The organism is Mariniflexile fucanivorans (genome assembly GCF_004341235.1).
Classification (GTDB): Bacteria; Bacteroidota; Bacteroidia; order Flavobacteriales; family Flavobacteriaceae; genus Mariniflexile; species Mariniflexile fucanivorans.
In genome coordinates, this window is sequence record NZ_SLUP01000003.1 from 541,233 (window position 1) to 553,866 (window position 12,634).

At 32.3% G+C, this 12,634-nt stretch carries 9 protein-coding genes; 7 read left to right on the forward strand and 2 right to left on the reverse strand.

What is annotated here, in order from left to right; genetic code table 11:
- The first annotated feature begins 53 nt into the window (after nucleotides 1–53).
- The 5 genes from EV196_RS08815 to EV196_RS08835 all read left to right on the forward strand — a co-directional run bounded on the left by EV196_RS08815 (nucleotide 54) and on the right by EV196_RS08835 (nucleotide 6,344).
- Nucleotides 54–1,694: a DUF1800 domain-containing protein gene (locus EV196_RS08815; RefSeq protein ID WP_132217368.1), complete on the forward strand. Its 1,641-nt coding sequence runs from the start codon at nucleotides 54–56 to the stop codon at nucleotides 1,692–1,694.
- Between the two features lie 3 nt (nucleotides 1,695–1,697).
- Entirely contained in the window at nucleotides 1,698–3,326 is a 1,629-nt protein-coding gene (locus EV196_RS08820; RefSeq protein ID WP_132217369.1) for a DUF1501 domain-containing protein, read from the forward strand.
- 198 nt (nucleotides 3,327–3,524) lie between these two features.
- On the forward strand, nucleotides 3,525–4,271 hold the full coding sequence (locus tag EV196_RS08825) for an NHL repeat-containing protein (RefSeq protein ID WP_132217370.1): 747 nt from the start codon (nucleotides 3,525–3,527) through the stop codon (nucleotides 4,269–4,271).
- 264 nt (nucleotides 4,272–4,535) lie between these two features.
- Complete coding sequence (locus EV196_RS08830) at nucleotides 4,536–5,672, forward strand: AAA family ATPase (protein WP_132217371.1); 1,137 nt, start codon at nucleotides 4,536–4,538, stop codon at nucleotides 5,670–5,672.
- Nucleotides 5,673–6,344, forward strand: coding sequence for a hypothetical protein (locus tag EV196_RS08835; protein WP_132217372.1), 672 nt, complete (start codon nucleotides 5,673–5,675; stop codon nucleotides 6,342–6,344).
- 74 nt (nucleotides 6,345–6,418) lie between these two features.
- Here EV196_RS08835 and EV196_RS08840 read toward each other — a convergent pair whose 3' ends face one another.
- Nucleotides 6,419–9,082, reverse strand: coding sequence for a valine--tRNA ligase (locus EV196_RS08840; RefSeq protein WP_132217466.1), 2,664 nt, complete (start codon nucleotides 9,080–9,082; stop codon nucleotides 6,419–6,421).
- A gap of 315 nt (nucleotides 9,083–9,397) precedes the next feature.
- On the opposite strand from EV196_RS08840, the gene EV196_RS08845 reads away from it, so the two are divergent.
- Complete coding sequence (locus EV196_RS08845) at nucleotides 9,398–9,823, forward strand: DUF1573 domain-containing protein (protein ID WP_132217373.1); 426 nt, start codon at nucleotides 9,398–9,400, stop codon at nucleotides 9,821–9,823.
- Nucleotides 9,824–9,877: 54 nt separating this feature from the next.
- On the opposite strand, the gene EV196_RS08850 is transcribed toward EV196_RS08845, so the two are convergent.
- Nucleotides 9,878–11,218 carry an aspartyl protease family protein gene (locus tag EV196_RS08850; RefSeq protein WP_132217374.1) on the reverse strand — a complete coding sequence of 447 codons (1,341 nt, stop codon included), beginning with the start codon at nucleotides 11,216–11,218 and terminating at the stop codon, nucleotides 9,878–9,880.
- A 129-nt stretch (nucleotides 11,219–11,347) separates the two neighbouring features.
- On the opposite strand from EV196_RS08850, the gene EV196_RS08855 reads away from it, so the two are divergent.
- Nucleotides 11,348–12,538 (forward strand): pyridoxal phosphate-dependent aminotransferase, encoded by a 1,191-nt coding sequence (locus EV196_RS08855; RefSeq protein WP_132217375.1) that lies wholly within the window; start codon nucleotides 11,348–11,350, stop codon nucleotides 12,536–12,538.
- Nucleotides 12,539–12,634: the final 96 nt, after the last annotated feature.

Below are 12,634 nucleotides of genomic sequence, written 5' to 3' on the forward strand. Positions count from 1 at the left end.
GCTTTTTATAGTACTAATTAGTTTTTTTTCTAATTTCAAAAAAAAATTAATATATGGCATCACTTAATCCGCTTGGTACTAATCTAGATTTAAGAAAAGCAAAACACCTTCTTAGACGTGCTACTTTTAATTATACCAAAGAGCAACTGGATAGTTTTGTAGGGATGTCTGCTACCAATGCTGTTTCTAGTTTAACAACGGTTTCATCGAACACGTTATCAGAGCCTTATGATCCACTACCCGTAGGTGCTCCAGATGGTTTTTGGACATCCTCATTACAGCTTCCAAATTCATTTGAAGGACAAGGCAGAAAAAGAGCCATTGCTACGGGTTGGTGGTGGTATAATGCCATGAATGATGTAGGCTTAAAACACAAATTATCATTTTTTTTACATACCTGTTTTGTTGTTGGGAAAGATACGGGAGTTGGAAGCGCTACCTATATTTATGACCACATCCGTTTATTGGAATTTTATGCTTTAGGAAACATTAAAACCTTTGCAAAAAAAATAACTTTAGATAATGGTATGCTGAATTATTTAGACAATTCACAAAACAACAAAAACAATCCGAATGAAAATTATGCCAGAGAATATTTAGAGCTTTTTACCATTTTAGCAGGCGCACAAATAGGCGAAGGTAACTACACAAATTATACCGAAATAGATATTCAACAAGCTGCAAAAGTGCTTTCAGGATTTAAAAGTAGAGCAGACAGAAGCGATATAGATCCAGACACTAATTTGCCAATGGGTTATATAAATATCGATCAGCACGACACTAAAGACAAAACATTTACTGCCGCTTTTAATAATCAAACAATAACTGGAAGAAGTACAGAATCTGGAATATTTGACGAATTAAGCGATTTTGTTGAAATGGTATTTGCACAACCAGAAACCGCTAAAGCTTATTGTAGAAAACTTTACCGCTATTTTGTAAAAAGCCATTGGACCGAAGAAGTGGAAACCGATATTATTACACCATTAGCACAATTATTAATTGATAGCGATTATGAAATTTTACCCGTAGTGACAAAGCTTCTTTCTAGCGAACATTTTTATGATGCCGATGATACGGATGCTACCGATGAAATAATAGGCAGTATTATTAAAAGTCCGCTACAGTTAATATCCGAGTTATGCTCCATGTTCAGCGTAACCATACCAAACCCAACTACAGATCCTTTAAATTATTACAATAATTTTTTCTATAAATTTATTCATAATAGTTATTTAAATGCTGCTGGCATGGATTTTTTCAACCCAGACCTCGTAGCTGGCTACCCCGCTTATTACCAAGTGCCCGATTATGATAGGCATTGGTTTTCTTCAAATACTATTATTGGCAGATATAGACTTATCGAAAGCCTCATTGAAGGTAAAAACACCATAGGTTCTGGTAGTATCTACACCTCATTGGATACCGTTTTATTTGTGAAAAACAAAATTCCGAATGCATCAGACCCCAATTTGCTCATTTCTGAAATTGCAGATTTATTATATCCTGAAGCTATAGATTCTGATAGGACAAATTACTTTAAAACCATTATAGTTGATGAAGGTTTCCCTGATTATTATTGGACCAATGCATGGAATCAATACATAAGCTCCAATGATGCTATTACTGTAAAAACACGTTTAGACGCCTTAATTACTGCCATGATTAATGCACCGGAATTTCAATTAATGTAATTTATGAAAAGAAGAAATTTTATAAAACTTTCAGCATCAGCTACCGCTATTGGATTAACTCCTTTTCAGCTGCAAGCGGCACTAAAATCGTTTATGACTTTTGTGGAATGTCCAGATATTTCAAACAGAAAACTAGTTATTATCAATTTATCGGGGGCTAATGATGGCTTAAACACCATCATTCCATTGGATCAATACGATATGTACAGTAATTTAAGACCTACAATAAAAGTGCCTATTTCTGGAGCTAATAAATATATAAATTTAGATACTACATTGCCAGACAACCAACAAATTGGTTTAAACCCAGCGCTTACTGGTTTAAAATCTTTATATGATAAAGGTTGGCTACGCATTCTTCAATCGGTTGGGTATCCTTCACAAAATAAAAGTCATTTTAAATCGGCCGATATATATTTAACAGGAAATGACGGAAATAGCCTTTTAAATGGCGACGATACCGGCTGGATGGGACGTTTTATGGAATTGTTTTATGAAGATTTAATTGTTGAAACCTACCCATTAGCAGTTGAAATTGGTTCCAATAACACATCATTAGGCTTTCATGCCGAAGAAGCACATGGGTTAGCTATAAATATTTCAGGACAAGACCCTGCTGGATATTATTCGGTTATAAATGGATTGGGAGGTTTGCCTCCATTAAACATTCCAGACTCCGATTATGGTGATCAGTTACGATTTTTAACTAATACAGATGCCATAACAAATACCTATGCACAATCTATTTCTAACGCCTTTAACTCAGGGAAAAACAGTATAACTTACCCAGACAGCGATTTATCAAATCAGTTAAAAACAGTCGCGCGATTAATAAGCGGCGATTTAGGCACCAAAGTTTACATGGTACGTATTTCTGGTTTTGATACACATAACAAACAAGTGGAAACTGCTGGCGATATTTTAGGAACACATCATACGTTATTATCAAATTTGTCTGGAAGTATCGAAGCTTTTATTAATGACTTAAATAATCAAAATTTGTCCGATGATGTGGTGGGGGTTACTTTTTCAGAATTTGGAAGAAAAGCAGCCGAAAACGGTAATTTAGGTACAGATCATGGTGAAATAGCACCTATGTTTGTATTTGGTAAGCCCGTTTCTGGTGGTGTTTCGGGTACAAATCCAGATTTAAAAGAAGCTGTTAGTACCAATAATTACCAGTTAAAAACCGTTCAGTACGATTACAGACAAACATTTGCAACCTTATTGCAAAATTTTCTTGGCGCCGATAATGCTATTATTGATTCCACGTTTTTTAATCATACCTTAAATGAAAGCTTTAACAATTTAAAGGTTGAGAATCTTATAAAAGGATCTTACGATGTATCAACAGGTTGTACAGCCTTAACTAACAACGTTTCAAGTGATAACAAAAATTGGTTAGTATATCCAAACCCGTGTCATGATACCGTTTACATATCTGGAATAAACATTGCTGAAAGTGTTTCTTATAAATTTTATAATGCTTCTGGCATTTTATTAATAGATAGAACGGACGAAATAATTAATGGCAAAGCAACTATTAATTTAGGGCCTTATAGTGATGGTGTTTACTTTTTTCAAATTCTAGCAGGTAGCAAAAAAGAAGTACATAAAGTTATTAAAATATAACCGTTGGGTGAAGAAATTCAGTTTTTTATTTGAAACTAATAAGCCAATTAAAACCTAAATGTAAGTCTGAGCCTGTCGAAGACTTTATAAAATACAAAATTGACTTTTTAGAATAATTACACCCAACAGGTTAAAATATAGGTTTCAAATCAACGTTTACAAATTCAGTTAAAAAGAAAATAGATAATAAATAATTTCATGAAATCATTAAAAACAATTTTCACCTTATTCATAGTTTCAATTATAGTATTTTCTTGTAACAGAGATTTAACTGAAGATTTTATCGCTACAGAACCTATTGAAGTTGAATATAAATGGTGGATATTAACACATAAAAATTATGCAAGTCCTGGCATTTATCTATACAACGAAACAACCTCAACCATAGAATTAGAACTAAGTTTACCTGAAAATTTAAGATCTCCCCATGCCCTAGCCTTCGATGGCGAATCTTTATGGGTTGGTGGTAACGGAGCCAATGAATCTATCTACCAACTAAATCCTGAAACAGGGGCAATTATTTCTGAAATAAAAAATATTGAAACCGAAGGCATTGCTTTGTTAGATGGTTATATATATTATTCGAACTACAACATTATAAATAAAATAGAAAAAAACGGGACGCTTCTTGAAGAAATACCAACTGTAAATTCATCGTATAATATTCCAGATTTAGCCATATATAACGACAATTTATTCTACTTGCGCTACTCGGAAAGTGGGCCTGTTGTAAAATTGAATTTATCTACAAATAAAGAAACTATTATTCCAGCTATAGAAACTTCAGGAACTTACTGTATGACCATTTATAACAATGAAATAATTACAACCTCTGTTTTAAATGAAATTAACCATAACAATATAAGAAATGGTTTATTTATCTCAACCCATCCAACACCTATAGAAGGTTGGATAACGGCAATAGCACCTTATAATCAGGAATAGTTTTATTTTTTTATTACTCAATTACTTTAAATCTACATTTAAAATATTGAGTGAGCTGGATAAAACTATTATGGGAATTTTATATAGTTATTTTTAATGTTTTGTAAAACTTGACTTTGTAATAAATTTCAAGTAAATTCGATTATTTTTAAAGATAAAGCATCAAAATGATTTTATATCAATTTGTTATTACAATTTGAAAACCACATAAACAAATTAATGAAATATTAATGTTAAATTTGTTCTCTCAATAGAATTAGAGTTATGAAACTTAAGTCAATCAAATATATTAATAATGAACAAGAATGGGGATTCGAAAAAATTAACTTTTTCGACTTAACTCTTCTTGTTGGTGTCTCTGGAGTAGGTAAAACTCAAATATTACGCTCAATCTACGCCCTAAAAAAAATTGCTACAGGAAGCAATGAAAATGGTGTTAAATGGGAAGTTGAGTTTGAAACATTAAAAGGTAACATTTATTATTGGAAAGGAGAATTTGAAAACCTTAAATCTAAAGAGGAACTAATACCAGATTTTTTTGACTCTAGTAAAGATGAAATAAAACCAAAAATAGTATTTGAAGAAATATTATTAAATTCAGAAAAAATAATTGAAAGAAATCTAGATAGATTTATTTTTAGTGGCAATGAAATGCCAAAATTGATTTCCACAGAAAGTGCTATAAACATTTTAAAAGAAGAAGAACTAATTTCAGACCTTCACGAAAGTTTTAAATTAATCATATACAGAGACCATACAGAAAAAGAAGGCATTCGGTTTAGTAGATTAAGTATTGAGAAATTAAAAAACAAATACAAAACTTTTCAGCAAATAAAAGAAAGCGAATTAGAAACTTTTGACAAATTGTCTTTAATATATGAGATGAAAGAACCAGTATTTCAAGAGATCAAATCTCGTTTTATTGATGTTTTTCCTCAAGTAGAAGACGTAAAAGTGGAACCAATAAAAGATAACGAATTATCTAATTTTATTTTTGAAGCTACGATTATACAGATTAAAGAAATTGGTGTTAAAAAATGGATTCCTCATAATCGTATGTCTTCAGGTATGTTGAGAACTCTTCTTCATATTGCCGAAATGTACCTCTGGAATGAAGGAACAGTTATTTTAATTGATGAATTTGAAAATAGTCTTGGTCTCAACTGTATTGATGTTCTAACAGAAGATTTAATTTATGATGATAACAATGTTCAATTTATTGCAACAAGCCATCACCCATACATTATTAATAAAATTCCATTTGATTATTGGAAAATTGTCACAAGAAAAGGTGGAACAATTAAAACTTTTGATGCTAAAGAATTTGATATGGGTAATTCTCATCACGATAGATTTATGAGTTTAATAAACCACCCTTTTTACAAGCAAGGCATCTCATAAATGAATTTGTACTTTATACTAGAAGGTGAGAAAACAGAAGTTTTACTATATCCTAAATGGATTAATTATGTACTTCCTAATTATTCAGAAGTAGATTTTGAAAATCAAGCTACTCAAGATTGTTATTATATCTTTTCTGGTGGAGGAATTCCTTCTATATACAATCATACAATAAATGCAATAAAAAATATTAATGATAATCCTATTTATGACAAACTAATAGTTTGCCTGGACGGAGAGGAAATTGGAGTTGATGCTAGAATAGATGAAATCAAAAATCATATTAATCATTCTGGAGTTCATTTAAATAACAACTGTGAAATACATTTTGTTGTTCAGAACATATGCATCGAGACTTGGTTTTTAGGAAACCGAAAAATAGTAAAAAAAGTACCTGTGGGCTTAAAATTAAGAGATTTTATAGAACATTACAATATAACGGAAGAAGACCCCGAACTAATGGATAAAATGGAAATGTACAGAAACAAAGCTCATTTTCATTATTCTTACTTTAAAGAAATTTTAAAAGAGCATAATTTAATTTATAGAAAATCTAAACCAACAATTGTAATGGAAAAATCTTATTTCCAACAGCTTGAAAAAAGAGTAGATGAAACAGAACACCTTCCCACTTTCAAACAGCTAATTGATTTACTATATTCTTTTGTTTAATAAAAACTAAACAAAAAAGTCCTAGTCCTACTTTACGAAAACCTTTGCATTAAACCAACCACCCCAAAAACCTCCTAACCCAAACTAGCTAAACTAGCCTTCAAAGTCTCAATTTTAGCTAAAGCATCCGCCTCTTTGTTACGTTCGATAGTGATAACTTGTTCGGGAGCACCAGCAACAAAACGCTCGTTTGACAGTTTCTTTTGCACCGATTTCAAAAAGCCTTCGGTATAATTTAACTCTTCCGTTAGTTTTTTAATTTCAGCATCAACATCAATACTGCCTTCCATAGGAATAAAATACTCGTTGGATTTTACTCGAAAAGTTAAAGCACCTTCAACCGTTTCATTTACATAATTTACAGCTTCCAGATTTCCTAATTTAGAAATAATATCATCAAACGCTGTGCTTGATTTTTCATTATTAATAACCGAAAAACCAATGGCATCTTTAAACGCCATATTTTTTTCTTTTCTGATATTTCTAATCCCAGAAATAACTTCCGAAGCAAATTCAAAATCCGTAATCAAAGTCTCATTTACAGATTTTGCTTCTGGCCATTTAGAAACAATTAACGCTTCTTCTGAAGTTCTTTCAGCTATATAATGCCAAATATCCTCCGTTAAAAATGGCATAAACGGATGTACTATTTTTAAATTTTCTTCAAAAATGGCAATGATGGATTTATAGGTAACCGCATCGATAGGTTGTTGGTAAGCAGGTTTTACCATTTCTAGTAACCAACCACAAAAATCGTCGTAAATAAGTTTATAAATAGCCATTAAAGCATCGCTTAAGCGGTATTTACTAAAATGATCTTCAATGTCGATTAAAGCTTTTTGGAATTTCGATTCGTACCAAGCAATGGCCGTTTTACTAGAATTTGGTTGCTGAATAGTGTCGCTAATTTCCCAACCATCAACCAAACGATAGGCATTCCAAATTTTGTTTCCAAAACCTTTTCCTTGTTGGCAAAGGGCTTCATCAAACATTAAATCGTTTCCTGCAGCGCTACTTAAAAGTAAGCCCACGCGAACGCCATCGGCACTGTATTCTTCAATTAATTTTAAAGCATCCGGTGAATTCCCTAAGGATTTACTCATTTTTCGGCGTTGCTTATCACGAACCAAACCGGTTAAATACACGTTATTGAATGGTTTTTCACCTTTATATTCGTAACCTGCAATGATCATACGGGCTACCCAAAAGAATAGAATGTCTGGACCAGTCACTAAATCGTTGGTTGGGTAATAATATTTTATATCGGCATTTTCTGGGTTTCTGATGCCATCAAACACACTCATTGGCCATAACCAAGAGCTGAACCAGGTATCTAAGGCATCAGTATCTTGACGCAAGTCACTGGTTTTTAGTTGTTGGTTATTAGTTTTTTGTTTTGCTAATTCTAGAGCTTCTTCAACGGTTTCAGCAACAACAAAATCTTCTTTTCCATCTCCATAATAGTAAGCAGGAATTTGTTGCCCCCATAATAATTGACGTGAAATATTCCAATCGCGGATGTTTTCCATCCAATGGCGATAGGTGTTTTCAAACTTTTTAGGAAATAATTTAATCTCAGGGTCATCGCCTAAAACCGCTTCAATAGCTGGTTTTACTAAATCTTGCATTTTTAAGAACCATTGATCTGAAAGTCGTGGTTCGATAACCGCTTTGGTTCTTTCAGACGTTCCTACTTTATTAATATGTGTTTCCGTTTTTACTAAAAAGCCTTTTTCTTCTAATTCTTGAGTAATTTCTTTACGAACTACAAATCGGTCTTTCCCTTGATAATGCAACCCGAAGCTGTTTAAGCTGGCGTCTTCATTAAAAATATCAATCACTTCAAGTTTATGCTTATCACCTAAAACCTTATCGTTCTCATCGTGTGCAGGCGTTACCTTCAGGCAACCTGTACCGAATTCCATATCTACATACTCGTCTTCGATAATAGGAATCACACGGTTGCAAATAGGTACAATGGCTTTTTTTCCACGTAAGTCTGCAAAACGTTCATCATTTGGGTTGATACAAATAGCGGTATCACCAAAAATGGTTTCAGGACGCGTGGTGGCGATGGTTAAAGCCTCCCCTAGCCCCTCCAAAAGAGGGGAACCATCCTCATTAAGGATTTTATATTTCAAATAATATAGGTTGCCTTGTTTTTCTTCATAAATCACTTCTTCATCAGACAGTGTAGTTTTAGCTTCTGGATCCCAATTAACCATTCGGTAGCCGCGATAAATAAGTCCTTTGTTATGTAAATCGACAAACACTTTAATCACTGCTTCACTCATATCATCATCCATGGTGAATTTGGTTCTATCCCAATCGCAAGAACAGCCTAATTTTTTAAGTTGTTCCAATATAACGCCACCGTATTCGTGGGTCCATTCCCAAGCATGTTTTAAAAACTCTTCGCGTGTTAAATTATTTTTATCAATGCCTTGTTCCTTCAGTTTTGCAACCACTTTAGCTTCAGTAGCAATAGACGCATGGTCGGTACCAGGTACCCAACAGGCATTTTTACCCTGCAAACGTGCACGACGTATCAATACATCTTGAATGGTATTATTCAACATATGCCCCATGTGTAATACACCTGTAACGTTTGGTGGCGGAATTACAATGGTATAAGGCTCTCTTTCATCTGGTGTTGAATGAAAATAATTGTGTTTCATCCAGTAATTGTACCACTTGGTTTCTACCTGACTAGCATCGTATTTTGAAGGCATTTGCATACTTTGGAATAGTTTTTGAATAATAATTGGCAAAAGTACTTATATTTCTTTTTCTGTGAAAGGTATAATAACAGATTGATAAAAGCATTTATGAGTTATTTTAACAAAATTTAAGAATTATAATATAAAAGGAATATGTACATTTAGCCTATGAAAAGGACTTTAAACATGCATTTCATCTATTATTTTTGCTGTTTAAAGGAAAAATAAGTATTTTCGAACCGAGATTTAATGCTGAAAATCATTAAAAAAGACTTAAATGTCTGGACCATTAACACATAAAGAAATAAAAACAACAAAACAAATACATTAACAATGAAAAAATTATTTACAATTTTATTTATCGGATTAGTAAGTTTAGCCGTTAACGCACAAGATAAGGTAGCTAAAATAGAGTTTAAAACAGATACCGTTGATTATGGAACTATTGAAAAAGGTTCTAACGGTGTACGTGTTTTTGAATTTACAAACACAGGGAACGCTCCATTAATTATATCGAATGTAACTTCTAGCTGTGGATGTACCATTCCTAAAAAACCAGACGGCCCTATTTTACCTGGAAAAACTGGCGAAATTGAGGTTAAATATGATACCAACAGAGTAAACCCAATTAGAAAAACAATTACGGTTATATCAAACGCTGAAACGCCAACTGTTGCCTTAAAAATTAAAGGTGATGTTGTAGACTCTAAAAGTGCTAGTGTACTTGAAAAAACCAATAAAAGTATTGTTCAACAATAAGAACTATATATAATTACAACAAAATCCTTAAGCCTTTGCTTAGGGATTTTTTGTTTAATATGGGTTTTCTAAATTAAAACTAAAGGTCAACACTTTTCCATCTCTATCTACTTTTAAACGAATTCGCTTACCAACTTCTTCATAAAACTCGTGTGTAATTTGTTGTAATGAAAATTGATACGACGGTTTATTATTTATACTAATGATAACGTCATCAATAAGTAAGCCTGCCCTTTCTGCGGGTGAATTTTTACGTAATTCTACAATAATGTATGCTGGTTTTAACGATATTTTATAATGCTCATCAGTAACAACCCTTATGCTATTTATAGCATCATCATTTTTTAATATGCCTGCTTTTTCTTTTAAAATTCTATCATCAACTTCCTTAACAAACCTAAAACCATAGTGAGCTAGTTCTATTCCACTTTTATTATAACTAAAGGGCTCTTTAAAATAAGTATTCTTTTTAAGTGTTACTAAGGCATTTTTATAATCGAAAATCCAATTGAATCGTTTTAAAACATTGCCTGCCAAACTACCATTTCGGTCCTTAACCATTTTTGCATACAAAACAGAAGTACTATCTGGATATGCTACATTGGCATTTTTCAAAACAAAACTTTTTAAATGAAGCGCTTCAATTTTAGAACGTTTACCATAAATACTACCACTTAAACCATGCCCTAAAAAATCATTAAAAAACTTGGTGCCTGATGTAATACCCAATGAATCGTTTTCAAACAACCACAACACATCGCTACCTCCAGAATCTATAAGTAGTTTAACTGGTACTTGTTTGTCTTTAATAGTTACATCTGCATTAATATATGGTTTACCACTATGAAACTCAAGATTAAATATTTCACAGGTTCTACACTTTTTATAACGATATGCCTCAGGTTCTGTTAATTTTAAATATTTCTTTACATAATTTATTTCAACAACTAAATCCTTAAAAATATCGTTTCCAATAATACCATGAACTGGAAACCCTAATTTTGGTGCTAAATTTAAATTAGCTTCGTAAATGGCATAAAGCTCTTGGTTTAGCTTAATAGCATCACCGATTTTAAGTAGATTGTTACTAGATTTTAATGCTTCAATCGATTCGCCTTCTCCCAATCCTCTTAAAAAAAATGACTCTGTGTTTTTAATTTTCAAAGTATCGGAAACATTTAAAAAGTTGAATATAATAGGTTTGCTAACACCTGTATCCAATAAAAACGACAAGGTAACTCCATTAATTTCCACAGGAATAATAATCAAATTATTTACAAGCTGAAACTTAATTTTATCCGATTTGTGTTTATTTTGTATAGTAAAACTGTCCTGAGAAAACCCAAGATTACAAAATGAAGAAACCATAATCATAAATAACACAAACGTTTTCATGGTAACTAACTATGCTTTACATGCATATAATTTACAAATCTTTATAACACCAATCTTAATTTAGTATGTATTTTAATAAACTTAAAGATAATTTTCTCAACTTTGCGCCCTATAAATTATTTTAAATAAATGCCAACTATCTCTACAAAAGGGCTTTTAATGCCTGAATCTCCTATTAGAAAACTAGTTCCTTATGCAGAACAAGCTGCTAAAGATGGAAAATTTATATACTATTTAAATATAGGTCAACCTGATATTAAAACACCTGAAGCTGCTTTAAAAGCCGTTAGGGAAAATGATGTGGAAATTTTATCATATTCAAAATCTGAAGGTTCAGGGGCTTATAGAAAAAAACTTGCCAACTATTTTAAGATACATGACATTGACGTAGATTCTAAAGATATTGTAGTAACTACAGGGGCTAGTGAAGCCTTACTTTTTGTTTTTGGCAGCATCATGGATCCTGATGATGAAGTAATTATTTCCGAACCATTTTACGCTAATTATATTGCTTTTTCAACAGCTTCAGGTGTAAAAGTGGTACCAATTGTTTCTAAAATTGAAGATAACTTCGCCTTACCTTCAATTGAGGCATTTGAAAAATTGATTACACCAAAAACGAAAGCTATTTTAATTTGCAACCCTGGGAATCCTACAGGAAATTTATATTCGAAAGAAGAAATTCAAAAATTAACAGCAATTGTTAAAAAGCATGATTTATTTTTAATTGCAGATGAAGTTTACCGCGAGTTTGTGTACGATGGTGAAACCCACTACTCCATCATGCAAGAAAAGGAAATTGAAGATCATGCCATTATGATTGATTCTGTTTCCAAACGATACAGCATGTGTGGAGCACGCGTTGGCTGTTTGGTTTCAAAAAACAAAAGCGTTATACAAACCGTAATCAAATTTGCACAAGCGCGCTTAAGTCCGCCAACATACGCTCAAATTGCAAGTGAAGCAGCCCTAGATACACCTAGAAGCTATTTTGATGAAGTAATTGCGGAATATATTGGACGAAGAGATACTTTAATAAGCGAACTTAACAAAATTGAAGGTATAAAAGTAAGCAATCCTAAAGGTGCTTTTTATTGTGTAGTAGAATTACCTGTGAAAAATTCCGATCATTTTGCACAGTGGCTTCTGGAAGAATTTGACGTTAATGGCGAAACCGTTATGGTTGCTCCTGCAGGTGGGTTTTATTCCACGCCAGGTTTGGGTTTAAACCAAATCCGTATTGCTTACGTACTTAAAAAAGAAAGTTTAATTAAAGCCGTAAATATTTTAAAAGAAGCGCTTAAAGTTTATAAAGACTAAACAATTAACAATTAACAATTAACAATTAACAATTAACAATTAACAAAACTAAAAAATTGATAATTCAAAAGTTGTTAATCGCATTTCAATAATATT

Excerpts from the sequence above, each read along its gene's own strand:
- EV196_RS08815 (WP_132217368.1), top strand. The coding sequence starts at position 54 with ATGGCATCACTTAATCCGCTTGGTACTAATCTAGATTTAAGAAAAGCA.
- EV196_RS08820 (WP_132217369.1), top strand. The coding sequence starts at position 1,698 with ATGAAAAGAAGAAATTTTATAAAACTTTCAGCATCAGCTACCGCTATT.
- EV196_RS08825 (WP_132217370.1), top strand. The coding sequence starts at position 3,525 with ATGAAATCATTAAAAACAATTTTCACCTTATTCATAGTTTCAATTATA.
- EV196_RS08830 (WP_132217371.1), top strand. The coding sequence starts at position 4,536 with ATGAAACTTAAGTCAATCAAATATATTAATAATGAACAAGAATGGGGA.
- EV196_RS08835 (WP_132217372.1), top strand. The coding sequence starts at position 5,673 with ATGAATTTGTACTTTATACTAGAAGGTGAGAAAACAGAAGTTTTACTA.
- EV196_RS08840 (WP_132217466.1), bottom strand. The coding sequence starts at position 9,082 with ATGCAAATGCCTTCAAAATACGATGCTAGTCAGGTAGAAACCAAGTGG.
- EV196_RS08845 (WP_132217373.1), top strand. The coding sequence starts at position 9,398 with ATGAAAAAATTATTTACAATTTTATTTATCGGATTAGTAAGTTTAGCC.
- EV196_RS08850 (WP_132217374.1), bottom strand. The coding sequence starts at position 11,218 with ATGAAAACGTTTGTGTTATTTATGATTATGGTTTCTTCATTTTGTAAT.
- EV196_RS08855 (WP_132217375.1), top strand. The coding sequence starts at position 11,348 with ATGCCAACTATCTCTACAAAAGGGCTTTTAATGCCTGAATCTCCTATT.